Below are 24391 nucleotides of genomic sequence, written 5' to 3'. Positions count from 1 at the left end.
GCGATCTCCCCCCTCGCATCCCGCAATTGCAGGTGCATCCCGCGGAATCAAGCGGTTGCGGCCGGCCATGGCAGGGTTGTGGACATCTTGACAGGGATCCTAAAACCGGCAACCGTGCCAGTCCAAGCGGCAAATCCCCGCAGGGGGGCGGCAGGATGCGCGGTGCGCCACCCCCTCCCCTGCCAAAGCGACAGAGTGACCGATGGCCCTGCTCGACGAGATCGCGGAGAAGAAACGGGCGTTGGACGCCGCACGCCCCCTGCCGCAGGAGGTCGTCCACGGCATCGCCGACCGGTTCGAGCTGGATTTGACCGCCGCCGCCGCGGCGCTGGAGGATTATCCGCTCAAGCGCGCCGACGTGAAGGCCATACTGGAGCGCGGCAACGTCCTGCGCCACCGTGCGGTCGAGGAGCAGCGATTCGTCCTGAATCACCGCGCCGCCCTGGAGTTGATGGCGCGGCTGTCCTTCGATCCGTCGGGGGCGGTCACCGAGCGCACCGTCACCGCCTTCCACAATGTGCTCTATCGCGGGATCGACGACGACGCCGGCAAATACCGCAATGCTGCGCCGAAGGACGATCCGGCGGAAACCGCACCGGATCCGGCCAAGCTGCGCGTGTCGATGTCGGCGCTGTCGACCTGGATGCGCAAGTCCGACGCCGGCCCCGACACCGCCTTCGAGGCGCATCACCGGCTGAGCGCCATCCGTCCCTTCGATGCCGGCAACCGGGCGACGGCGCTGCTCCTGTGCAACCTGATCCTGAACCGTTCCGGCTATCCGCCGGTGGTGATCGGCGCCGACGACCGCAGCCTCTATCTCGACCTTGTCGAGCGGGCTTGGTCTGTCGGCGACAAGACGCCCTTCCGCGACCTGATGCTGCGTTTCCTGTCGCAGAGCCTCGACTTCTGCCTGGAGGCCGCCGGCCAGGGCACGGAAGGGAACGAGACGCCTTAGGCGGACAGGCCGGCCGGCAGGCGCAGGCGCGAAGGCCGGTCGGGACCGCTGTGGATCAGCACCGTGATCGGCAACGCATCGACCCGGCGGGTCTCGCCGGGTTCCGCCCCGGTGCCGGGATTGACCGGATAGGCCGGGAAGCAGGAGCCGGCAAGGCTGAGGCGCAAGGCCGATCCCGGCGCCAGGGTGGCGCAGGTCGCCCGCATGGCGACGGTCAACGGCCGGGTCGGGTTGCCCGGTTCCACCCGGGTATGGCCCTGGGTCAGCGGCAGTACCTGCCCGTCGGGCCGCACCACCGACAGCACGGCGCTGACGTCGAAGGACGGAGCGTCGGCCTCCACCCACACCTCCAGCGCCACCCGCCCGGCCAACGTCAACGGTTCGTCCAGCGGCAGGCTGGTGTAGGTGGCGACATCCGGGCGGCGGTCCACGGCGGCGCGATCGGGGCGGCCGCAAGCGTCCGGCACCGCATGGCCGCCGACCGTCGGCACCGGCGTGCGCGGATCGTGGACCACCACGTCGAGTGCCTCCATTTCGGGCATCTCCAACTCCAGCCGCCCGCCCTGCCGGTTGGCGAGGCCGTCGCTGGATAGATGCAGGACAGCCTCGGCCGCCGGAAGGTCGGGCAGGTCGTGCCAGCGCCCCGCTTCCACGTCATGCAGGCGGACCGGACCGCCGCGGTCGGCCACCTCCCCCTTCAGCACCCGTTCGAACCAGGCAAGCTGCAGCGTGTCGAGCGTCGGCACCTGCCCCGGCGCCGCTGCCGGTCCGTCAGCGCTCCAGGGGCCGACCACCAGCCGCACCGGCGCCCGCCCGCGTGTCTTGAGGCGGTCGTGGGCATCCAGCATCCCGGCCAGCCGCGGATCGTACCAGCCGCCGATCTGCAGGACCGCCACATCGGCCGGCATGCTGTCCTGCATGGCCTTGGGCGACAGCGCGGCCCAGGCCGGGCCGGGCGCCGGGTTGGTCAGCCAGTCATCGTAATGGGTGTAGCGGGCGTAGTCGCGCAGGGCCTGCGGCCGTGACGGGATTTCGTCATCGATCGGCAGGCTGCGCGCCGCGTCCGACAGCACGCGGTGGCCGGTGCCATCCTCGACCCGCTTTGCCGCGTCGGCGGCGGTACGCAGGGCCCAGACCATGGCATCTGCAAGCCGGAAGGCCCCACCTTCGTAAGCCCAGTCGGAGAACACGTCCCAGCCGGCGAAGGCCGGCGCCACCGCCCGCAGGGCCGCTGGGGCCTCGGCCAGCGCCAGCCACTGCGCCATGCCGGCATAACCGCAGCCATACATCGCCACAGCCCCCGACGATCCCGGCAGGGACGCCGCCCAGGCCACGGCGTCGGCCCCGTCCTCCCGCTCCGCCTCGAAGGGTCGGAACCGGCCGTCGGAGGTGCCGCAGCCGCGCATATCCTGCACCACCACGACATAGCCGCGCGCAGCATACCAGCGCGGGTGGGCGTAATGGCTGGTCAGGGCGACACGACGGCCGCAGGGAACGCGCAGCAACAGGACCGGCCAAGTCCCGGCGGCGTCGGGGCGGTAAAGGTCGGCGTCCAGCTTTACACCATCCCGCGTCCGCATCGACACGGTTTCCGGCGGCCGGACCGGCAGCAGGCTGTGCAACGGGTGGATCATCGGGGCCAGATGGGTCATGGCGGGTCGGGCTCGCTCGATGACAGACAACGAAACATGTGTTGTCGTGGCAAAGCTCGTGCCAGAGCGCCTGCACCAAATTGTATAAATCTTTGAGCCAGGTCTTGCGTCTCTCAAAGCCCCTCTGCCCTTGTGGGAGAGGAGTTGAGGTGAGGGGTGCGGCGGTTGGAAGGCCAACGGAAATCCAGGGTTTGCAACCCCTCACCCTAACCCTCTCCCACAAGAGGAGAGGGATCCGTCAGGTGGGCAGGCTCCCGGCTTCCCGACCGACCACCTCCGCTCGATCCTCAGGCTTCTGCTGTTTCCTTGGGCAAATCGCCTGCTCAGGCGGCAATCAGCTCGAAGCGGTCGACATCGACCATGCCGCGGTCGGTGATTTTGAGGTGCGGGATGACCGGCAGCGGCAGGAAGGCCAGTTGCAGGAAGGGCTCGGCCAGCGGGCAGCCCATGGCGCGGACGGCGGCGCGCAGGGACCGCAGCCTCACCTCCACCATCTCGAACGGCTCCAGGCTCATCAGCCCGGCCAGCGGCAGGGCCAATTCGCCGACCACCAGTCCGTTGCGCACGGCAACGAAGCCGCCCTGAAGCTCGATCAGCCGGTTGACCGCGACGCGCATGTCGGCGTCGCTGGCACCGACCACGCAGATGTTGTGGCTGTCATGGCCGACCGACGAGGCCAGCGCCCCCTCCGCGATGCCGAAGCCCTGGACGAAGCCGCGGCCGATGTTGCGGTTGCTGCCATGGCGGGCGAAGACGCAGATCTTCAGCAGGTCGCGCGACGGATCGGCAACCATCCGGCCGCCCACCGCCGGCACCTCGATCCGGCGGTGTTCGGTCAGGATCCTGCCCGGCTCCAGCCCGATCACCGATTGGACCGACCCGCCGGCCGGCACGACGAAATCCTCGTCCGCCACCGGCTCCAGCTTCACCGAAGCGAGCCCCACCGGCGTTACCGCCGGCCGGCCGTCGAAACTGTGCGGCCCGACGACTTTGCCGTTGCGGATGACCCGGTTGACCGCACAATCCTCCAGATCGTCGAGCAGGACGAGGTCGGCGCGATGCCCCGGCGCCACCAGCCCGCGGTCATAGAGGCGGAAGCCGCGCGCCGCCGACCAGGTGGCGGCACGGTAGACATGGGCGACCGGCGCACCGAGGCGGATGGCGCTGCGGATCAGGTGATCCATGTGCCCCTCCTCCGCGATGTCCAGCGGGTTGCGGTCATCGGTGCAGAAGCCGAGGAAAGGGGAGGTTTCCGGCGTGATCACTTCGGCCAGGGCATGGACGTCCTTCGACACCGAACCGTCGCGGATCAGCACCTGCATGCCCTTGCGCAGCTTCTCCATCGCCTCATCCGCGCTGGTCGTCTCGTGGCAGTTGCGGATGCCGCAGGAGAGATAGGCGTTCAGCTCCTTCCCCGACACCAGCGGGGCGTGGCCGTCGATGTGGCGCCCGTCGAAGGCGGCCAGCTTGTCGAGCACCCCGTCCACCTTGTGGAAGACGCCGGGGAAGTTCATGAACTCTGCCAGCCCCAGCACGCGGGGATGGTCCATGTGGCGGATCAGGTCCGGCGCCTCCAGCCGGGCACCCGACGTTTCCAGCTCCGTCGCCGGCACGCAGGAGGACAACTGCACGAACAGGTCGAGCGCCGTCCCGCCGGCACTGTCGAGGAAATAGCGCAGCCCCTGCTCGCCCAGCACATTGCAGATCTCGTGCGGGTCGCAGATGGCGGTGGTGGTGCCGCGCGGCAGGACGCAGCGGTCGAACTCCTGCGGGGTGACGCAGGTGGACTCGCAATGGACATGGGTGTCGATGAAGCCGGGAACCACGGTCAGCCCGCGCCCGTCGATCTCCTCCACCCCATCATAGGACTCGTAGGTGCCGACGATGACCTCGCCGCAGACGGCGATGTCGCCTTCCGCGATCTCACCAGTCACGACATTGAGAAAGCGCGTGTTCTTGATGACCAGATCGGCCTTCGCCTCGCCCAGCGCCTGCCCGATGCGCGTCTTCAGATCGTCGCGGCTTACAGTCATGTCCTACTCCGCCAGTCTTCCATTCAAAGAGGCAAGGTGGCCCGCCTCACCATGCCGTGCAAGCACCTATCGGCCATCCCGTTGCCGGTAAGGGGAGCGGGCCTGCTCCTGCGCGAATTTGGCGAGAGCCTTTGCGTTGTACAGATCCAACCCTTCCGCGACCGCGCCGCGCATGTTGGTGTGAAGGAACCAGTGGCAGGCATGGGCCAGCACCGGCAGGAAACCGCGTTCAAGCTTGTGCGGCCCGCCGCGCCCGCCATTCACCCGGCTCAGGCCATGGGCAATCGCCCGTTCGATGCTGCGGTAATAGCAGGTTTCGAAATGAACGAAGCGCGCCTCCTCTCTCGCCCCCCAGGTTCGGACATAGAGGCAGTCATCTCCTTCCACCGTCATCAGCGCACCGATCGCAACGCCGCCTGATTCGGCAAAGGTCAGCGTCACGGCATCGCCCAGAACGGCACAAAGCCGCAGAACGAAATCCATGGTCAGTGCCTGACGCCTTCCCCGGCGGAGATGAAGGTCGCTCAGCAAGTCCAGGAAAATCGCGACATCGGCCTCTGCGACCCGGCTGCCCGGCACCTCGCGGAACCGCACCCCGCTCGCAGCGATTTTGCGGCGCTCCCACAGCATCACTCTGCGCCGGTGGCTCGACAGGGCGGCGGTGAAATCGGCGAAGTCGCGATATCCCTCGTTCCGCCACTCGTAATCGACGGCATGGCGGGTCAGCCATCCCGCCGCCTCGAAACGGGCCCGGTCCTCTTCGTCGGGAAAACCGACATGAATGGACGACAGTCCGTGCTTGTGGGCCAGCGACCGCAGGGTGCCGATCAGCGCATCGGCAGTGCCGGACGGCGCCCCATTCCGCAGCAGGATGCGCGGCCCGGTCACCGGCGTGTAGGGAATCTCCATGACCATCTTCGGGAAATAGCGGCCGCCCGAAGCCTGATAGCCATCGACCCAGGCCTGATCCGGCCAGAATTCGTCCGTCGAGCGGTCGCGCAGATAGAGGGGAGCCGCGCCGACCAGCCGGCCAGACGCCTCCCGTACGATCATGTGGGCGGGGCGCCAGCCGATGTCCGGGCCCGCCAGACCGCTTTCCTCCACCGCCCTGAGATAGGCATGGCTGACGAACGGCCCTTTGCCGGCGGCGCAGGCATCCCATTCCAGCGGATCGACCCCGGAAATCCCGAACACCATCGCGACCGACAACGGCACATCGTTCCGGTCGCCGTCCTGCGCCGCCGGTTCCTGTATCACAGACATGTCATTCCCTGATTGTTCCGAGCCCTGGCTATTCCCCGTCATACGGCAACGCCACCGGCAGGCGTACGCTGACCGTCGTGCCTTCCCCTTCGCGGCTGCGGATGTCCAGCGTGCCGTTCAGCAGATCGACGAAGGACCGCACCAGCGGCAGGCCCAGTCCGGTGCCGCCGGACCGCCGGGACAGCTGGCTGTCGACCTGACCGAAGGGTTGCAGCGCGATGGCGATGCCCTCCGCGCTCATGCCGATCCCGCTGTCCGCGACCTCGATCAGGATGCGGTCGCCCTCCGGACGGACCCGCAGGGCGACGCTGCCGCCGACGGGGGTAAACTTCACCGCATTGCTCAGCAGGTTCAGCAGGATCTGCTTCACCCGCACCGGGTCGCCCAGCAGGTGGGGGGTGTCGGGGGCGATGTCCTGGGACAGGGTCAGTCCGCCCTCCTCCGCCCGCTCGGCGATCAGAAGGAGCGAGCTTTCCACCGCGTCGCGGACATCCATCGGCTGGGGGTGCATTTCCAGCTTGCCGGCCTCGATCTTGGCGACGTCCAGGATGTCGCTGATGACCGCCAGCAGATGCTGGCTCGACTTGCCGATCACCTTGGCATAGTCGAGATATTTGGGATGGCCGAGCGGCCCGACGATCTCGCTCTCCATCATCGAGGAAAAGCCGATGATGGCATTCAGCGGCGTGCGCAGCTCATGGCTCATGTTGGCCAGGAACTCGCTCTTGGCGCGGTTGGCCAGTTCGGCCTGCTCCTTGGCCTGGATCAGCGCCTGCTCGGCGCGGCGGCGTTCCTGAACCTCCTGCATCAGCGCGCGGGTGCGCTCGACCACCCGCATCTCCAGCTCGTCACGGGCCTGCCGCAGGGCCAGTTCGGCCCGCTTGCGCCGGGTGATGTCCTGGCCGACGCACAGGATACCGGCAGAACCACCGTCGGCCTTCGGCAGGCGGTTCAGGTTCCACAGCAGCACCCGCTCGCTCATGCAGTCCTGCTCGCGCAGCACCTGCTCGAAGTTGCGGACCTCCGTGCCCATCGCGGCGACGGAAAGCTGGGCGGCGAAGGGGCCGGTCGGCTGCTCCCTCATCGCCTCGGCCCAGAGGCGGCCGATGGCGCTGCCGGCTTCCAGCCCGAAGGCGCGCTCTGCATCGCGGTTGGCCTCCACGATGCGGCCGTCCTCGCCCAGAACCAGGATGATGCTGGCCGCCGTCCGCAACAAGGATCGGAATCGGGCTTCGCCGGCCCGCGCCTCGCTCTGGCGGAGGGCGCATTCCAACTCGGCGATGCGGCGTTCCAGCCGGCGGACGGTGTCGGCCGGACCACCGCCTGCCGGCTGGTCCGGGCCGGAGAAAAAGGTCGGGTCGGTCACGCCGCCGCGTTTTCCGGCTGCATCATGTCGCCCAGCTTCGCCAGCAGGAATTCCAGATCCTCCGGCGCCAGATCCTCGTACTGGGTCAGGATGCGCTCGATGACGCGGCGGCGGTGGCGTTCGCGGTCGCCCGGCTCGCCGTCATAGGGGGTCTCCTTCAGCACGTCGATGGCGATGCGGCAGGCCGGCAGCAGAGCCGGCGGCAGCTTGGCCTTGTCGTACAGCGACTTCAGCCCAAGCCGGCCGGCATCGTGGATCAGCAGCCGGGCATTGGTCATCGGCACATTCGCCATGCGCGACATCGCCGTCTCGAAGAAGGCGATGTCGCCGGTGCACAGCGAACGCACCAGCAGCGACGGCGTCAGGCGGCCGGTACGGGCAAGCTGCGTCACCAGACGGTCCAGCGCCCCTTCGTCGCTCTCGCCGGTGAACAGGGCGACGGTCGCCCGCTCGCGGCTCTGCAGGATCAGTTCCGACGCGACCTTCGACGGCAGTTCGTGATGCGAAACCAGATGCTGGCGCAGCCGTTCCGACACCACCGCCACCAACCGTTCGGCGATGGTGATCGGCAACCTGGAGCGGTGGACCAGCGGGTCCTGCACCGCCTCGCTGGCGCCGAAACGGTCGATGACGCGGCCCAGGCTCTGCTCGCCCAGTTCCGCCCCCTCGTTGGCGACCAATGCTGCGACCGCGCGTTCGGACCCGCTTTCGATCAGCGCGTCGGCGACGGCGGCCGGCACGGTCGGGCGCTGGGCGATGGCGGTGCTCTTGGCGTCGGCACCGGAGCGCACGATCTCGACCAGATCGGCCGGAGTCAGCACGGTGGAGACGCTCAGCACCGGAATCGCCACCGCCTCCACGTCGCGGGCCAGGGTCAGGGCGACGTCCCGCGGCAGGGAGGGGCTGGATTTCAGGTTCTCCGCCAGGGTCTGGCGGACGCGCAGGACCGTGTCCTTGACCATGACGCGGATGATGTCCTCCGCCAGCTTGCGCTCCGCCTGCGACAGCTCGGGACTGTCGAACTGCTGGGACAGCTTGGCGGCCAGATCGGTCCGGCTGTTCGGCGACGGGTCGGCCAGAAGCCGCGCCACGTCCTGCTGGGTCAGATGACCCGACTTGAAATCGTCACTCATGGGTCCCGGACCCTTCCTGCCCTGGTCCGTCTCCATATTGGACGCGGAACGCAAAACCCGCGCGGGTGTGGGCGGAGACTTGTCCACACGTTCAGGATCTTCCGAAACGGTTGAACCTTCCTTAACGCCCTGCGGTCATAAGTCCAACGGCCGGGACGCCGATCACGGGATTTCGACGAAACTGGGCGGTTCCGGCAGGATGGAGCCGCGGCGGCGCGTCCCGCGCAGGTGCAGCGCCACCTCGGCGATCTGCCGCTCCACCGAGATGTGGCGCTGCGAGGCGACTTCCAGACCGCGGTCCTCGTAGACATAGGCATCGGGATGGCTGTCGGCCCAGTCCCGGATGGCGATGTCGCGTTCGCGCAGCAGGGCGACGACGGTCGGGCGGAACAGCCGCATCATCGCCGTGATCCAGCGGTTGGCCGGCCAGGACGGCCGGGCGTGATCGATCTCGAAGGCGTCCAGCATGGCGATCACGTCATCCGCCTTGTACCAGGTCTCGCCCGTCACCCAGCGGTTGGTCGTGAACAGCCGCACCGGCTGGCCGGCGACGTCCATGGCGATGCCGATCAGGTGGGACAGCGCGTCGTTGTCGTTGTCAGGCGCCACGAAATCGGCCAGCGGCGCCGGCCGCAGGCCCGGCGGCATGCCGTGCGGGCGCAGGAAGGTGTGGAAATGGCCGTGCTCGCCGTGCGGCCGCTCGCCTTCGGGATGACAGTGGTAATAATACTGGGCATGGAACTCGGCGTCGTAGACGTCGCCCGGCGGATAATGCTTCCACTCGTACAGCGTGCCGTGGCCGCGCAGAAGCTCGCCCACCACCGTGTCGCCGGTCTTGGCAAGGACGCGCTGGCACAGGCGCACTTCGCGTCCCGCCTCGGCCATCGCCTCCAACTCTTCCCGGGACACGTCCGACAAATCCGTCATCGCCCGATCCTGCGCTGCGCGAACATCCCTATTACGTACGCGGCTATGCGGGCGTGGCAAGGCCTTTTCGGAAATCGCACCTGCGGTTGCAACCCCGCCTGCGCTTCCCCGCCATCAGCTGCCGGAAGGGCGGACGCGCTGCGACAGCGACCAGCCGACCAGTTCGGCGGTGACCTGTCCCAGCGCCTGGTCGAAGGCGGCGATCACGTCGGTGAAGGAGCGGCCGCGCACCGGGGCCGACGCCTCGAAGGTCTCGCCGGCCTCGATGGTCCGGCGCGGCATGGCGACCAGCTTGGCCGACAGCCGAACATGCACCCGGTCCGGCATGGCGGCACCCGGCGTGGCGTATTCCGCCTGGAAATCGCGCAGTTCCGACTTCAGCACATAGTCGGAGCGCAGCCCCACCGTGTCGCGCCCGACCGAGACGATGCGGCCGCTGTCCTCGAAGGTCTGGACGATCAGCCCCTGCACCATGTTCGGCGCCCTGTCGGCCCAGGACACGTCGGCGAAATAGTCGAGCGAGGTCGGCGTGCGGGCCAGCGCAATGCGCGGCGTGTCGATCCCCGCCGCCGCCGCCGGCGTCTCCACCAGCAGCTGCCAGTCGGCCTTCGGGCCGGCGGCGACGCTGGCGCGCGGGGTCAGGGTGTAGAGATGCGGCGCCGTCGGGTTCAGCGTCGAACAGGCGGCCAGCCCCAGCAGCAGGGCCGCCCCGCACATCCCGCGCACGACAGCCCCTGCAAACCCGCTCCGCACCATCGTCACCCGCCTCATTTCCCACGCACCTCCACGCCCTGCCGCGTTCCGCCGAAGAGGAAGTTCGACGGGTCGTTCTCGATCCGGGTGACCACCCGCGACAGCTGTCCGGACAGATCGCGCAGCTGGGTGATCAGCAGCGTCAATTCATACAGCCCCGTGGCGGTAAAGTCGCGCACCGGCTCGCGGTTTTCGGCGACCAGCGAATTCAGCGTGTCCGACGTGCGCTTCAGCGAGCGCAACAGCTCGCGCGTCTCGCCGCCCAGCTGCTTGGCGGTGCCGTCGACCGTCGCCAGCGTGTCGTGCGCCTGGGCCAGCGTGCGGTCCAGCTGCGGCCCGACCGTCTCGAAGCCGTGCAGCGTCCGGCGCGCCTGGGTCATGGTTTCCTCCAGACCGGCGCTGGCACGGGCAAGCTCGGCGCTGATGGTGCGGGCGTTGGCCAGGATGTCGCCGATGGCCTTCTGGTTCTCGCCGTTCAGCATCTCGCCCAGCTTGGTGATGACCTCCAGCGAGCGGTTGACCAGCTGCGGCGCGCTGTCGACCACCGCGGTCAGCGAGCTGGGGCGCGACGGGATGGTCAGCACGCCATCGGCATCGGTGGCGGTCAGACGCTTGCCCCCCACATTCCCGCCGGAGATCTGGACGTAGGCGCCGCCGGTGATGCCCTGCACCTCCAGCGAGGCGATGGAGTCGGACATGATCGGCGTGCCGTTCTGCACCATGATCGTCACCCGGACCCGCGTCACGTTGTCGGGGTCGAGCCGGATGTCCGACACGGTTCCCACCGGCACGCCGCGGTAGCGCACCGGGCTGCCCTGCTGCAACCCGGTGACGGAGCCGGTGAAATAGATGCGGTAGGTCTCGCGCGTTTCATCGAGCTGGACCTTGGCGATCCAGGCGGTGAAGACCAGCAGGCCGGCGACCAGAGCCAGCACGAAGCTGCCGACCAGAATGTAGCTGGCGCGGGTTTCCATGACGTGCCCCTACCCTTTCGCAAGACGCCTGGCGTCTTCTTCTTCGTGGCGTCGAGCCTGGTTGCGCTCTTTGGCGTCGAGGGCCGCGCGGCCGCGCGGTCCGTGGAAATAGTCGTGGATCCAGGGGTGCGGGTCGGCCAGATGCTGGGCCAGGGTGCCCACCCGGATCTTCTTGTCGACCAGCACGGCGATGCGGTCGCAGATGGAGGTCAGGCTGTCCAGGTCGTGGGTGACCATGAAGACGGTCAGCCCCAGGCTGCGCTGCAAGCCCTGGATCAGCGTGTCGAAGGCGGCGGCGCCGATGGGGTCGAGGCCGGCGGTCGGCTCGTCCAGGAACAGGATGTCGGGGTCGAGCGCCAGGGCGCGGGCGAGGCCGGCGCGCTTGATCATGCCGCCCGACAGCTGGGCCGGATGCTTGGTGCCGGCATCGGGCGGCAGCCCGGCCATGGCGATCTTCACCCGCGCCACCTCGGCGATCAGCGCCGGGGAGAGGTCAGTGTGCTCCTTCAGCGGCAGCATCACATTCTCTGCCACCGTCATCGAGCTGAACAGGGCGCCGTTCTGGAACAGCACGCCGGTGCGGGCCTGCAACGCGGTGCGCTCCGCCCGGTCCAGGTCGGCGGTGTCGTGGCCCAGCAGCTCGATCCGGCCGGCAGCAGGGTCGATCAGGCCGAGAATCTCCTTCAGCAGCACCGACTTGCCGGTGCCGGAACCGCCGACGACGCCCAGCACCTCCCCCCGCTCGACATCGAGGTCGAGGCCGTCATGGACGGTCTGCGGGCCGAAGCGGGTGACCAGTCCGCGCACGCGGATGACGGGGGATCCTGCCATCACACCCCCAGCATGGAGAAGAGGACGGAGAACACCGCGTCGATGACGATGACCAGGAAGATGCCCTCCACCACCGCCTTGGTGGTCATGATGCCGACGCTCTCCGCACTGCCGGAGACCTTCAGCCCCTCGTAGCAGCCGACCATGGCGATCACCAGGGCGAAGACCGGCGCCTTGATCAGGCCGGCGATCACCGTGTTGATGCCGACGGCGCTGTGAAGCTGGCGGATGAACTGCCCGAAGGTGATGTCCAGCGTGGCATACGCCATCACGGCGCCGCCGAACAGCCCCATCACGTCGGCGTAGAAGGCCAGCAGCGGCAGGGTGACCATCAGCGCCAGCGCCCGCGGCACCACCAGCAGTTCCACCGGATCGAGGCCCATGGTGCCGATGGCGTCGACCTCCTGGTTGACCTTCATGGTGCCGATCTGCGCGGTGAAGGCGGAACCGGAGCGGCCGGCGACGATGATCGCAGTCATCAGGATGCCGATCTCGCGCAGGACGGAGATGCCCAGCAGGTTCACCACATACAGCTCCGCCCCGAAGCGCTTCAGCTGGTCCGCCCCCTGGAAGGCCAGCACCACGCCGATCAGGAAGGACAGCAGCCCCAGGATCGGCAGGGCGTTCAGCCCGGTCTGCTCGATGTGGAACAGGACGGAGGTCAGCCGCAGGCGCGACGGGCGCAGGATCAGCCGGGCGAAGGTGACGGTGACGAGGCCGAGGAAGCCGACGAGGTCGAGGATTTCCTTGGCGGCGTTCACCGTCGTCTGGCCGGTGCGCACCACCATGTCGAGAACCGGGTGGTGTTCGCGTTCGATCGGGTGGGGCGGCGCCTTGCCGGCGTCGCGCACGGCGTCGAACAGGGCGGCATGCTCCGGCCGGAGGCCGGCCACCGACACGGCATGCCCGTCGGCCCCCAGCCGTTCGGCCAAGCGGTTCAGCAGATAGGCGCCGACGGTGTCGAGCGCCTCCACCCGCGCCAGATCGAGCCGCACCGCGGCGCCGCCCGGCGGCTTGGGCGCACGGTCCAGCGCATCCGACACGGCAGTGGCCCATTCCAGGGTCCAGCGACCGGCGGCGGCGATCCGCCACCCGCCGTCGGGCAAGCCCGGATCGTTCCCGGCTTCGATCCGGGCACCGTCCTTCGCCGCTCCGTCCTTCGCTAATGTCGCTGCCACAGGCTCCGCCGCACGCATCCGCATATATCGACCGGTACGTTCGGCCGGCACGCCTGGAACGTGGCGGAGCATCGCCGGATGGTCAACCCCATCCGGCAAATCCCGCTCATCCGGGGCAAAGCGACACCTTGGCCTGCGGCCAATCGCGGCTTTGCGCCGGGGTGGCCAGCGGCTAGAGTGCCGGAAGGCGGACCGGGCCATGCATGCCGGCTTGCGATTCTTTACGGACAAGACCTCCGATGAACTTCAAAGACCATATCCGCGACATCCCGGATTTCCCGAAGCCCGGCATCCTGTTCTACGACGTCTCGCCGCTGCTGGCGAACGGCGCCGCCTGGAAGGCCGCCATCGACGCGCTGGCCGAGGCGGTGCGCCCGCACAAGCCGGAGCTGCTGGTCGGGATCGAATCGCGCGGCTTCCTGGTCGCCGCGCCGCTGGCGCTGACGCTGGGCATCGGGTTCATCATGGTGCGCAAGCACGGCAAGCTGCCGGGCGACAAGATCGCCCATTCCTATGACCTCGAATACGGCACCGACACCATCGAGGTGCAGGCCGACGCGGTGAAGCCCGGCCAGCGCGTGGTGGTGCTGGACGACCTGCTGGCGACCGGCGGCACCATGGCCGCCGCCATCAGCCTGCTGCGCCAGGTCGGCGCCGACGTCCGCGCCGCCGCCTTCCTGGTGGAGCTGACCTTCCTGAACGGCCGCGACCGGATCGACGTGCCCAGCCTTTCGCTGATGGCGTACGATTCCTGAGGTCAGCGCCGGCTGAGCCAGCCGTCGATGCTGAAGCGCCCGCCGCCCGATGCGACCAGCGAGAGGAAGCCGCCGATGATGGCGAGGTTCTTCATGAACTGGGTCTGCTGCATCTTCATGGCGTCGGGCGCCGAATCCCAGTAGCGGTGGGCGATCAGCGTCGCGGCGACGGTGAAGACCGCGACCAGCAGCGCCGCCAGCCGGGTCCAGGCGCCCAGCACGATGGCCAGACCGCCGAACGCCTCCACCAGCGCGCCGATGGGGGCGACGATGGTGGCCATCGGCACACCCTGGCTCTCCATCCCGGCGATGAAGCCGCTGAGCGCCATCAGCTTGCCGAAACCGCTCTGCACGAAGATGGCGCCCAGCAGCACGCGGGCCGCCAGCAGCAGCGCGTCCTGCCCGGTGGTGGCGGCGCCGTATCCCGCCGGTGTGGTCGCATAGTTCGTCATCCCGGATATCCCTTTCAATCTGTTGGAAGATGAGACGACGGCGGGCGGCCGGTTATTCCCACAGAAAACTCAGGCCGTCTTCCACAGGCTGATGATCATGACGCCGGCGACGGTCAGGGCGGCACCGGCCAGTTGCAGCCAGCCCATCGGTTCGGCCAGCACCAGATAGCCGAAGACCGCGGCGGAGACCGGGCCGATGGCGCCGCTCAAGGCCACCAGATTGGGGCCGACCCGCCGCAGCGCCTCCGCCGTCATCAGCACCGGCAGCACGGTGCAGACCACCGCCATCACGGCCGACAGCCCATAGACCGGCAGCGGCAGGTCCAGCGCCGACAGGGGCCGCAGCACCAGGAATTGCAGGATGCAGCACAGGCAGGCCGCCGTCATCGCATAGGCGGTGAAGCGCATGGAGCCGATCCGCTGGACCACGCGGCTGCTGCCGACCAGATAGATCGAATAGAGGAAGGCACCCATGAAAACCAGAGCCGCCCCGGTCGCGAAGTCGGGATGGCCGGTCCCGATCTCCGACCAGACCACCAGGGCCACGCCGGCATAGGAGACGACCAGCGCCACCACCTCGCGCAGGCCGATCCGTTTGCCGAGGAACATCGCCGACAGCAGCACGACGATGGTCGGGTAGAGGAACAGCAGAAGCCGCCCCATCCCGGCCGAGACATAGCGCAAGCCCAGGAAATCGCAGAAGCTGGCGGCGTAATAGCCGGTGACGCCCAGCGCCACCGTCAAAGCGAGGTCGCGGCCGGCAATCGGGGCGCGCTCTCCCTTCCTCGCCCCTGCCCACAGCGCCATGCCAAGGAAGAAGGGCAGAGCGAAGACCATGCGCAGCATGATCAGGGTGACCGGATCGACATTGTAGCGGTAGGCCAGCTTGATGATGACCGGCCGCAGCGAGAAGGCGACCACCCCGGCCACGGCAAGCCCCAGCCCGGCCAGCATCTGGACGGGCGGCAGCAGGCGCGTCCCGGACAGGTCGGGCGCGGTCGCTTCGGAAGACAGGCTGGACTGGGACAAGGGGCGAATCCGGGGACTGGAGGGGGGAGGCCATTCAAGCATCCCCGCCGCCGTTTGGCTTCCGTCAAGGCCATGTCGGGCCATGACCGGTGCCATACCCTGGATTGCACCAGCCGCGACGCTGATGGTGAAGGGAGTGAACCGTCAGCCGCCCACTGCCCCGGCGGCGACGGCGGTGCCGGACATCGGCTCCAGGCCGGTGAAGGTGATCCGCGCCTGCTGGCCGATGGCGATGGCATGCACGCCGGTCAAAGCACCGGTGGAAATCCACTGCCCGGCCTTCAGCGGACGGCCGAGCCGGACCGCGATGCTCAGCGCCACCGCGACCGCGGCGGCGATGCCGCCCGGCAGCTTGGCGCTGCTGCCGACGCCGACGCTCTGCCCGTCGATCAGCACCTCGGCGCGCAGGGCATCGCTGCCCTCGACGCCGCCGACGATCTCCTCGCCGACGATCAGGCCGTTGTTGTTGCCGAAGACGGCGGTGGAGGCGGTGGGCCCCAGCGTGTTGACGGGAGCCAGCGGCCCGCCCGCCACCTCGATGGCGACATGGACGGCGGCGATGAAGGCCGCGGCCTCCGCCGGGCTGTAATCCAGCTTGTCGGCGGGGGCGTCGGCGGCGATGCGCACCGCGAACTCCGCCTCGACCGCCCCGAAGCCGCCGGGGATGACCGGGAAGGTCAAGGGACCGCCAGCACCCGTCACCACGGTGCCGGCGAAGATCGGGCCGATGTAGCGCATGGCGCCCAGCGTCTCCTCCAGGGCCGGCGGCACCCGCGCCACCTTCCAGCCGGCGACCTCGTCGGGCCAGGCGGCGGTCGCCGTCGCCTGGATGGCGTAGGCGGTGGCGAGGTCGGCCGGCAGCGGGCCGGGGAAATCGGCAAGGCCGGTCGCGCTGCGGCGGGCGTCGACGAAGCGGGCCGCGGCCTCGGCGATCACCGGGTCGGCCAGGGTCGGGGCGCTCAGCCCGATGGGATGCGTGACGGTCATAGAGGATCTCCACTGAGAGGCGCCGCGACTTTAGCGGCCCCGGACGATCCGGGAAAGTGCGCTGCACAAGACTGCCAGCAGGGACGCTTCCCGAAAGGCGGGGTGGACGGACCATCGGGATGCGGCGACACTGGCGGGGTCCTTGCCGCGGGAGAGGCCATGCGCTCCGACACCGACGCCGCAACCACCCAGCTGTTCCGCCGGCTTTTCGGCCGGATCGAGTCGCGGCGCGACGAGCTGGTTGCGCTGACTCAAGCGCTGATCCGCATCCCCACCGTCAATCCGCCGGGCGACGTCTACACCGACTGCGCCGAGTTGATCGGCCGGCGGCTGGCGGCGCGCGGCTTCGCGGTGGAGTATGTGCGGGCGGAGGGGGCGGCCGGCGACAGCGACCGCTATCCGCGCACCAACATCGTCGCCCGCATCGAGGCGCCGCGTCCCGGACCCTGCGTACATTTCAACGGCCACATCGACGTGGTGCCGGCCGGCCAGGGCTGGACCGTCGATCCCTTCGGCGGGGTGGTGAAGGACGGCCGGGTCTATGGCCGCGGCGCCTGCGACATGAAGGGCGGCATCGCCGCCTCGATCATCGCGGTGGAATCGCTGCTGGAGGAAGGGCTGCTGACGGCCGGCGCCCTGGAGATCTCCGGCACGGTGGACGAGGAGTCCGGCGGCTATGGCGGGGTCGGGCATCTGGCGACGCTCGGCTATTTCTCCCGGCCCAGGGTCGATCACGTCATCATCCCGGAGCCGCTGAACGTCGACCGCGTCTGCATCGGCCACCGCGGCGTCTGGTGGGCGGAGATCGAGACCAAGGGCCGCGTCGCCCACGGCTCGATGCCCTTCCTCGGCAACTGCGCGGTTCGCCACATGGGCGCCGTGCTGCACCGGATCGAGACCGAGCTGATCCCGCGCCTCGCCGCCAAGCGCACCGACATGCCGGTGGTGCCGGAGGGGGCGCGCCAATCGACCATCAACATCAACGCCATCCATGGCGGCCAGCGCGAGGACCATGACGGTCTGCCCAGCCCGATGGTGCCCGACCGCTGCCGCATGGTGATCGACCGCCGCTATCTGATCGAGGAGGACCCCGAGGCGGTGCGCGGCGAGATCGTCGCCATCCTGGAGGAGCTGCGCCGCAGCCGTCCCGGCTTCGACTACGAGCTGCGCGAGGTGCTGGCCTTCCTGCCGACGATGACCGACGCCGACGCCCCCGTCGTGCGGGCGGTGGCCGCCGCCATCGAGACGGTGCTGGGTCGCCCGGCGCAGCATGTGGTGTCCCCCGGCACCTACGACCAGAAGCATGTGGTGCGCGTCGGCCAGTTGAAGGACTGCATCGCCTACGGTCCCGGCATCCTCGACCTCGCCCACCAGCCCGACGAATGGGTCGGCATCGACGACATGGTGCAGTCGGCGCAGGTGATGGCGCTGGCGACGATGGATCTTCTGGGGGGTGCTGCGGAGGCCGGCGGCGGGCTGCGCTTCTGACGGCACCGGCGCTGCGGCCGGGGGGAGGGATGGAACGGCGTGGAACAGTTTCCGCCGGATGTTCCATCTATTGCCGGCCGAAGGCACCGGCGGCGCGGCGGCTGACCGGGCCGGGGTTGAGGTTGGGGTACTCCTCATACTGGTTGAGCGTGTAGGGGAAGACGCCCTTGGGGCCCGCCGCCTCCGGCTGAGCGAGGACGGCGGCGACCAGGGCCGGGCTGGGCGGATGGCGCTCGCGGATCGCGCCGGGGATGGCGTCGTCATCCAGTTCGGGGACGATGACGGCGGGCGGGTCTTCCGGCTTCGGGGCCGGTCTCGGGGCGGGCGGCTGATCGGGCTGTTGGTCGGGCTGGGCGGCCTGCCACTTGGCCGCGGGCAGGTCGAGGCCGGCGAACAGGCCGAGCCGCTCGGCCAGCCAGCGCACGGTGGCGGGATCGCCTGAGGAGACCAGCCGCTCGATCTGCTCGGCCACCAGCACCCGCAGCGAGGACAGACGCAGCTCGGCCTCGCGGTTCAACGCCTGCCGTTCCCACCACACCCTGTGACGAAAATCCTTGGAACCGTAATAGGCCCGCCACAGCGTGGTGCGGCTGCACCCCATGGCGCGCGAGACCTGAAGGAAGCTGTTGCCGCGCGCGAGCATGCCGGCGGCCATGATCCATTGCTCCTCATGGAACTGCGAACCGGGAACCAGCGAGCCTTCGGACGGCGTCGGCGGCTCCTCGGCCCAGCGGGGGAAGTTGTCGGTGGTGAAGCTGCGGCTGTCGAGGGGCATGGCGGGACTCCACAAGTCGGGGGGCTTGTGGGGGAGATTACAGGAAAACTTTCCTTTTCGGTGGCGTTCTTTGAAAATGGAGATGGGGTGGTCGCTCCATCGGCGCAGCGGAAGTCTTCCCCTCTCGCTCTTGCGATCCGACTGTTCCGCTGCGAATATCCTCGCCATGAAGGCCGCACCAAGTACCACCTGCATCGCGCTCTCGCGCGCTTGACGCGAAGAGCATTGACGTGAGCAACCCGATTGGCGGCTCGCGTCGGTTGTCTGCGCGCCCACGCGGACAGGAAACCGCCTATCTGGCGGCTCAGATGCAGCGGAGCGATCCGATGAAGAACTTTTTCGAAAACCCCTTCAAGGGCATCCTTCTGGAAAAGCAGGTCACCAACCCGAACATCGTCTTTGGCCGGTACAGCTATTATTCCGGCTATTACCATGGCCACAGCTTCGATGACTGCGCCCGGTTTCTTCTCCCGGACGAAGGGACCGACAAGCTGGTGATCGGCAGCTTTTGCTCCATCGGGTCCGGCGCAGCGTTCATCATGGCGGGCAACCAAGGCCACCGGAGCGACTGGATCAGCACCTTTCCCTTCTTCTGGATGCCCGACGTGCCGTCATTCGCCGGCGCGCAGAACGGCTACCAGCCCGCGGGCGACACGGTGATCGGCAATGACGTCTGGATCGGTTCGGAAGCCATCGTCATGCCCGGCATCACGATTGGCGACGGTGCCGTGATCGGCACAAGGTCGCTGGTGACGCGGGATATCGAACCCTATGCGATTGTGGGTGGTAACCCCGCCAGAACGATCCAGAAGCGCTTCGATGACCATCTCGTTGCATTGCTGCTTGAGATGACGTGGTGGGATTGGTCCGACGACCAGTTGCAGAGCGCCATGCCGATCCTGACCAGCGGCGACGTTGCAGCGCTTCATCGTCACTGGGAATGCGTGATCAAACGCAGCTGACGGCGACCATGCCGGCTTCGCCTGTCCCGAGAGCGGGGTGGGCGAAGCCGGCACTTGCCGGGCCCATGTTGAGAACTGCAACAGCTGAGCCCCTTGGCGCTCTCGCGAAAGCAACCGTGTTTTGCGTAACGTAAACGACACCGTCAGAGCTGCAATCCCTGTCCGGCTCGTGCGTGTCTTCAGTGTCGATCTGGAGGGCAACCACCAGATTCTCTCGGTCGTGGCGAACCCCCGGTCGGCCACTTCCGAATGTCAGTTCAGCGCCAGGAGCGGACCTCCTTATCGGCCCGTGCAACTGCCGGGATTGGCTCGCCGCGTTGAGCCATTGCTTCGGTACCGATACCTTCGGCTTTATGAGCTGCGCCACTATGATCCTTGCTCTCTGTTGGCGAACCCATATGTTAGCAGCAAAATGACGCGGTAATGACTGTTTCCGATCATCGACATAAAACCCTACGGAAGCCCAGGATGAAGTTCGCCTATGAGGACCTGAGTGAGGATCAGTTCGAGACGCTGATCGTGCTGCTTTGCCAGCGGTTGCTCGGCCTGTCGGTGAAGGGCTTCGCCAAGGGACCGGATGGTGGTCGAGATGCGAAATTCATCGGTACGGCGGAACTCCACCCAAGCAAGGCCGCGCCCTGGAGTGGAACGATCATCATTCAGGCCAAGCATACTAACGGCTATAATCGGCATTTCGGTGAAGCGGACTTCCATAGCCCGAATTCGAACGATACGGTGATCGGCAAGGAAGTGCCGCGGATCGCAAAGCTTCGCAAGGGAAGTCAACTCGATCACTACATGCTGTTCGCCAACCGTCGTTTGGCGGGGAATGCCGATCAGAACATCACCATTCACATTGCGAAGGAATGCGACCTTCCGGAGGGTTCGATCTATCTTTGCGGAGTTGAACAGCTTGAACTTTATTTGAGACAATTCCCGGAAGTCGCTGAACTTGCCGACCTTGACCCGGTCGACTCTCCGCTCATTGTGTCACCTGACGAGTTGGCAATCGTCGTCCAGGCAATTGCCAGTCACGAGACTGATCTGTCGTCGGTTCTCGATACGCCGCCCGGCGAACGGACCACTTACGAACAGAAGAACGTCCTCAATAATATGACGCCTGAATATGCGAAGGAACTCCGCAAACGTTATTTGAAGGATACCGCGCAGATACGGACATTCCTGGCTGCACCTGAAAATCTGGAAATTCTCAAATCGTATGAAGCGACAACTGAGGAGTTCCAGATGAAGATCATCTCGAAACGTAAGGGATTCCAGAATTTTGATGCGGTAATGGAATATTTGCTTGACCTTCTGTTCCAACGTGATCCCATTCTACGTCAACGCCAGCATAAGCGCCTAACCCGCGCTATCCTGTTTTATATGTATTGGAACTGCGACATCGGGGAGGTTGCCGATGCTGAGGCCTAGCAAGCATGCTCATCCTGACCGCACCGTCGTCAATGTGGCGTTGCTGTTGCTCACTCGGTTGCGTGTCTATCGTCTGTGTGAGTATGGCGCTCTGCGCACTTACGTGCGAAAAGCCGTGGTCGGAGGTGATGTGCTGTTCTTGCCATCGCTCAACTTCCTCTATCTGCTTGGGCTGATTGAATATCATCCCAAAACCGACGCCATCGAGTATGTAGGCCAGAATGAAGCCTTCTAAGCTTTATTCCAACCGGCCGGCGGTGTTTGCACCGGTCGAGTTCAAACCCGAACTCAACGTCGTCCTTGCGGAAATCCGACGACCGGAGAACCGTGACCTCGACACCCATAATCTGGGAAAGACGACGCTTGGCCGCCTGATCGATTTCGGTTTCCTCGCCGGCCGTGACGCCAAGTTCTTTCTGTTCAAGCATCTCGACCGTTTTGAAGAGTTTACCTTCTTCCTTGAGATCGAATTGCTTGACGGAACCTATGTCACGGTTCGCCGTAGTGTCGCCGAGGCATCGAAGATCTCTTTCAAGAAGCACAGAACCCGGCATCAGGATTTCTCGACGCTGCCCGACCTCGAATGGGATCATGTCGATGTCCCCTTCGACCGCGCCAAGGACTTGCTCGACAGCCTGCTCGACTGGCGAGCGCTGAAGCCATGGCATTACCGGAAAGGATTGGGGTACTTTCTCCGATCACAAGAAGATTTCCGCGATGTCTTCCAGCTTAGGAAGTTTGCGAATGCGCACGCTGACTGGAAACCTTTCCTTGCTCATATTCTTGGTTTCGATGCCGATCTGATCACCCGGCATTACGACAAAGAAGACAAGCTCAAGGAGGCCGAGCAGAAGGCGACCACTGTCCGCCAGGAACTGGGTGGCGAGATTGAAGACGCCGGCAAGATCGATGGGCTTCTCCTACTCAAACGCCAAGAGGTTCAGAAAAAGCAAAATCTTCTCGACGCATTTGATTTCCGGAGTCAGGACAAGGCGGACACGAAGCAACTCGTCGACCAAATCGATGAGCGGATCGCCTCCCTCAACCAGCGTCGCTATTCGCTGACCCAGAACCGTAAGAAGGTGATCGCTTCGCTTGAGGAGGACCAGATCCTCTTCGATCCGGAGGCAGCGAGCGAATTGTTTCGCGAAGTGGGCGTGCTCTTCGCGGGCCAGATCAAGCGCGATTTCCAACAGTTGATCGCCTTCAACAAGGCGATTACCGACGAGCGGCGCGGCTATCTGATCGAGGAGCGCGCCGAGATTGAGGCGGAACTTAAGACGGTCAATGCCGAGCTGAACACACTCGGCAAACGTCGATCCGACATGCTAGCCTTCCTCAGCAGCACCGACTCATTTGCTAAATACAAGCATCTGTCCAATGAACTGGTGACTTTGCGTGCCGACATTGAGGGCCTCGAACGACAACGTGAATTCGTCCACCGTCTTCAGCAGCTTCGGAGCGATATCCGCAGCCTGACCGAGGAAAAGACACACCTAGAGGCGTTGATCGAGGCCGATGTCGAGGCCAAGAATGCGGATGAGGACAGCCTGTTCTCACGCATCCGCCTGTTTTTCAATGAGATCGTCGAGGAGGTTATCGATCAGAAGGCCCTGCTCAGTGTCGTCGTCAACCAACAAGGCCACTTGGACTTCCGTGCGGAGTTGCTTGACGATACGGGCATTGCCACCAGTGCCGACCGTGGGTTCAGCTATAAAAAGCTTCTGTGCATCGCCTTTGACCTCGCAGTGTTGCGCGCCCATCTGGATGATGCGTTTCCGCGCTTCGCCTTTCATGATGGCGTGCTCGAATCCTTGGATGATCGAAAGAAGGTAAATCTCCTTGAAGTGATCCGGCGCTACTCCACGCTCGGGCTGCAATCGATCATCACCCTCATCGATTCGGACCTGCCGCCACCCGATGATGATGTCCCGATCTTTGATCCTTCCGAAATTGTCCTCCTCCTTCACGACGAAGGTGACGATGGTCGCCTCTTCAGAATGAGACCGTGGTAGAAATCCTTGTCACAAGACAATGCCGTCGCCAGAAAGTCCGCAGATCAAGCGTTACCGGTACCGAATGGGATGGCCCCCCTTGTGCCCGGCGATACTGCGCGAGATCACAGCATTGGCCGAGCGTTGCAAGCTCTCCCGCTCGGCCATTGTTGAGGCCGCCGTCACCTCCCTTCTTCCTCCCGACGGCGCTAACTGACCCAAAGTGGTCCTCACCAAAGGTCCACTTCGGGTCAGAAGCAGCTGGCATTGCGATGAGAACCACACCGCAGGCAGAGCCTTCCGCCGGCTGCCGCTATGGGGCCACGTGCTCTTCGATGCAATCGACGCGGTCCGGATAGAACGCCAGATGGTTGCGGATGGCGGCCACGGCGGGATAGGGGGTCTCGTAGGTCCAGACCGCGTTGACCGCGACGCGGTCACCCACGCGCAGGCTGTGGTACGTGGCATCGCCCTTGTAAGGGCAATGCGTCCTGTGCGCCGTGCGCTCGAAGGCCGTCATGTCGGCGTCCGCGCGGGGAATATAGTGGACCGCGGGCAAATTCGCCTCCGTCAGCGTCAGGGCGCGTGCCGTTTCGGCGACGACCCGGCCGGCGAAGACGACACGGATCCGGTTCGGGTTGGGGACGATGGCGATGGGATGCTCGGGGCCGGGAATTTTCACAGCGATACTCCTTGCTCGCCAGCGGTCGCGCCGGTCATGGCGCATTCGTCATGCTACTCTGGGCGGTGTGACGGAGCGTTGTCTTCGTTTCGCATCCGTGCCACAGGTGGCTCCACCGAAGAAAGATTGGATCTCAATGAGCATGCAGCCATGGGAAGGACGTGACCGGCTGGTCGCAATCGACATCGAGACGACCGGACGGCGCCTGCCGAGCCTCCAGGACATCCGTAAGGCGCCCAAGGGCCTGCGTCAGCCCGGCATCGTCATCGAGATCGGGTGTCTCGAACTCCTCCGCGAGGGCGAGGGCTGGAGGAAGGCGCGCAGCTGGGAGACGCGGGTCAACCCCGACGCCCCTCTCCATCCCGACTCCATCAAGGTGCACGGCATCAAGCCCGCCGACCTGAAGACGGCGCCCCGCTTTCCCGAGGTGGCCGACGCGCTTCTCGCCTTTCTGGGCGAGGATCCTCTGGTGGCCCATGCCTATGAGAACGAGATGGACTTCCTGAACTATGAGTTCGCGCGCTGCGGACGCGCCGCATGGGGTGCCGACAGCTTCCCGGCCGACCGGTTCATCTGTACCAAGGAGATGTCGCACGAGGCCTTCCCCGGCGCTTCCGGCTCGCTCGATGCGCTGTGCGACCGGCTGTGGCTCGACCGGAGCGACCGCTTCGCCCGCCATGGCGCGCTGCTCGACGCGGACCTGACGGCCGACGCCTTCGTCAAGATGGCGTTGGGAGATACCGGCCCGCGCGACGCCGTGTATGAGTGAGG

The 24391-nt window shown here is 66.4% G+C and carries 23 protein-coding genes; 8 read left to right on the top strand and 15 right to left on the bottom strand.

Annotated features, from left to right (window positions below; all coding sequences use genetic code 11):
* Nucleotides 1–202 precede the first annotated feature (202 nt).
* The gene (locus CRT60_RS04100; RefSeq protein WP_098735186.1) at nt 203–955 is read left to right on the top strand and encodes a Fic family protein; all 753 of its coding nucleotides are present in this window, start codon (nt 203–205) and stop codon (nt 953–955) included.
* Here the strand turns inward: CRT60_RS04100 and CRT60_RS04095 are convergent.
* The 10 genes from CRT60_RS04095 to CRT60_RS04050 form a co-directional block, all read right to left on the bottom strand.
* Nucleotides 952–2607 carry a CocE/NonD family hydrolase gene (locus CRT60_RS04095; RefSeq protein WP_098735185.1) on the bottom strand — a complete coding sequence of 552 codons (1656 nt, stop codon included), beginning with the start codon at nt 2605–2607 and terminating at the stop codon, nt 952–954. The genes CRT60_RS04100 and CRT60_RS04095 overlap by 4 nt on opposite strands.
* Nucleotides 2608–2930: 323 nt before the next feature.
* Nucleotides 2931–4640, bottom strand: coding sequence for an adenine deaminase (gene ade / locus CRT60_RS04090; RefSeq protein WP_098735184.1), 1710 nt, complete (start codon nt 4638–4640; stop codon nt 2931–2933).
* Between the two features lie 66 nt (nt 4641–4706).
* On the bottom strand, nt 4707–5903 hold the full coding sequence (locus CRT60_RS04085; protein WP_098735183.1) for a GNAT family N-acetyltransferase: 1197 nt from the start codon (nt 5901–5903) through the stop codon (nt 4707–4709).
* Between the two features lie 28 nt (nt 5904–5931).
* Nucleotides 5932–7269, bottom strand: a complete 1338-nt coding sequence (locus CRT60_RS04080) for a PAS domain-containing sensor histidine kinase (protein ID WP_098735182.1) — start codon at nt 7267–7269, stop codon at nt 5932–5934.
* On the bottom strand, nt 7266–8402 hold the full coding sequence (gene spbR / locus CRT60_RS04075) for a SpbR family protein (protein ID WP_098735181.1): 1137 nt from the start codon (nt 8400–8402) through the stop codon (nt 7266–7268). Before spbR ends, CRT60_RS04080 begins: the two co-directional genes overlap by 4 nt.
* A 162-nt stretch (nt 8403–8564) precedes the next feature.
* Complete coding sequence (locus tag CRT60_RS04070) at nt 8565–9329, bottom strand: DUF6969 family protein (RefSeq protein WP_098735180.1); 765 nt, start codon at nt 9327–9329, stop codon at nt 8565–8567.
* Between the two features lie 114 nt (nt 9330–9443).
* A complete protein-coding gene (locus CRT60_RS04065) occupies nt 9444–10046 on the bottom strand; it encodes an ABC-type transport auxiliary lipoprotein family protein (protein ID WP_244592306.1) in 603 nt (200 codons plus the stop codon).
* Nucleotides 10047–10096: 50 nt separating this feature from the next.
* Nucleotides 10097–11056 carry an MlaD family protein gene (locus CRT60_RS04060; RefSeq protein WP_098735178.1) on the bottom strand — a complete coding sequence of 320 codons (960 nt, stop codon included), beginning with the start codon at nt 11054–11056 and terminating at the stop codon, nt 10097–10099.
* A 9-nt stretch (nt 11057–11065) separates the two neighbouring features.
* Nucleotides 11066–11887, bottom strand: coding sequence for an ABC transporter ATP-binding protein (locus CRT60_RS04055; protein WP_098735177.1), 822 nt, complete (start codon nt 11885–11887; stop codon nt 11066–11068).
* Complete coding sequence (locus tag CRT60_RS04050; RefSeq protein ID WP_244592255.1) at nt 11887–13065, bottom strand: ABC transporter permease; 1179 nt, start codon at nt 13063–13065, stop codon at nt 11887–11889. Before CRT60_RS04050 ends, CRT60_RS04055 begins: the two co-directional genes overlap by 1 nt.
* Before the next feature lie 239 nt (nt 13066–13304).
* Between CRT60_RS04050 and CRT60_RS04045 the strand changes: the two genes are divergently transcribed.
* The gene (locus tag CRT60_RS04045; protein WP_098735175.1) at nt 13305–13820 is read left to right on the top strand and encodes an adenine phosphoribosyltransferase; all 516 of its coding nucleotides are present in this window, start codon (nt 13305–13307) and stop codon (nt 13818–13820) included.
* Nucleotides 13821–13822: 2 nt separating this feature from the next.
* Here the strand turns inward: CRT60_RS04045 and CRT60_RS04040 are convergent, their stop codons facing one another.
* The 3 genes from CRT60_RS04040 to CRT60_RS04030 form a co-directional block, all read right to left on the bottom strand.
* Nucleotides 13823–14272 carry a DoxX family protein gene (locus CRT60_RS04040; RefSeq protein WP_098735174.1) on the bottom strand — a complete coding sequence of 150 codons (450 nt, stop codon included), beginning with the start codon at nt 14270–14272 and terminating at the stop codon, nt 13823–13825.
* Between the two features lie 69 nt (nt 14273–14341).
* The gene (locus CRT60_RS04035; RefSeq protein WP_244592254.1) at nt 14342–15301 is read right to left on the bottom strand and encodes a DMT family transporter; all 960 of its coding nucleotides are present in this window, start codon (nt 15299–15301) and stop codon (nt 14342–14344) included.
* Between the two features lie 144 nt (nt 15302–15445).
* On the bottom strand, nt 15446–16288 hold the full coding sequence (locus CRT60_RS04030; protein WP_098735172.1) for a 2-keto-4-pentenoate hydratase: 843 nt from the start codon (nt 16286–16288) through the stop codon (nt 15446–15448).
* 159 nt (nt 16289–16447) lie between these two features.
* Here CRT60_RS04030 and CRT60_RS04025 point away from each other — a divergent pair, with 159 nt between their 5' ends.
* Nucleotides 16448–17776, top strand: coding sequence for an acetylornithine deacetylase/succinyl-diaminopimelate desuccinylase family protein (locus CRT60_RS04025; protein ID WP_098735171.1), 1329 nt, complete (start codon nt 16448–16450; stop codon nt 17774–17776).
* A 67-nt stretch (nt 17777–17843) separates the two neighbouring features.
* Here the strand turns inward: CRT60_RS04025 and CRT60_RS04020 are convergent, their stop codons facing one another.
* On the bottom strand, nt 17844–18551 hold the full coding sequence (locus CRT60_RS04020; RefSeq protein ID WP_098735170.1) for a hypothetical protein: 708 nt from the start codon (nt 18549–18551) through the stop codon (nt 17844–17846).
* A gap of 326 nt (nt 18552–18877) precedes the next feature.
* Between CRT60_RS04020 and catB the strand changes: the two genes are divergently transcribed.
* The 4 genes from catB to CRT60_RS04000 all read left to right on the top strand — a co-directional run bounded on the left by catB (nt 18878) and on the right by CRT60_RS04000 (nt 22959).
* Entirely contained in the window at nt 18878–19513 is a 636-nt protein-coding gene (catB, locus tag CRT60_RS04015; protein WP_098735558.1) for a type B chloramphenicol O-acetyltransferase, read from the top strand.
* A gap of 468 nt (nt 19514–19981) precedes the next feature.
* A complete protein-coding gene (locus tag CRT60_RS04010; RefSeq protein WP_098735169.1) occupies nt 19982–20944 on the top strand; it encodes an ABC-three component system protein in 963 nt (320 codons plus the stop codon).
* Nucleotides 20931–21179: an ABC-three component system middle component 8 gene (locus tag CRT60_RS04005; RefSeq protein WP_098735168.1), complete on the top strand. Its 249-nt coding sequence runs from the start codon at nt 20931–20933 to the stop codon at nt 21177–21179. The genes CRT60_RS04010 and CRT60_RS04005 overlap by 14 nt, the downstream gene beginning before the upstream one ends.
* Nucleotides 21166–22959, top strand: coding sequence for a DUF2326 domain-containing protein (locus tag CRT60_RS04000; protein ID WP_098735167.1), 1794 nt, complete (start codon nt 21166–21168; stop codon nt 22957–22959). The genes CRT60_RS04005 and CRT60_RS04000 overlap by 14 nt, the downstream gene beginning before the upstream one ends.
* Before the next feature lie 292 nt (nt 22960–23251).
* On the opposite strand, the gene CRT60_RS03995 is transcribed toward CRT60_RS04000, so the two are convergent.
* Nucleotides 23252–23620 (bottom strand): DUF427 domain-containing protein, encoded by a 369-nt coding sequence (locus CRT60_RS03995; RefSeq protein WP_098735166.1) that lies wholly within the window; start codon nt 23618–23620, stop codon nt 23252–23254.
* Nucleotides 23621–23756: 136 nt separating this feature from the next.
* Here CRT60_RS03995 and CRT60_RS03990 point away from each other — a divergent pair, with 136 nt between their 5' ends.
* Entirely contained in the window at nt 23757–24389 is a 633-nt protein-coding gene (locus CRT60_RS03990; RefSeq protein WP_098735165.1) for a 3'-5' exonuclease, read from the top strand.
* The last annotated feature ends 2 nt before the right edge of the window (nt 24390–24391 follow it).

This window comes from Azospirillum palustre (genome assembly GCF_002573965.1).
In the GTDB taxonomy this organism is placed as follows: domain Bacteria; phylum Pseudomonadota; class Alphaproteobacteria; order Azospirillales; family Azospirillaceae; genus Azospirillum; species Azospirillum palustre.
The sequence above is the reverse complement of the archived record's forward strand: the minus strand, read 5'-3'. Positions and strand labels throughout refer to the sequence as shown.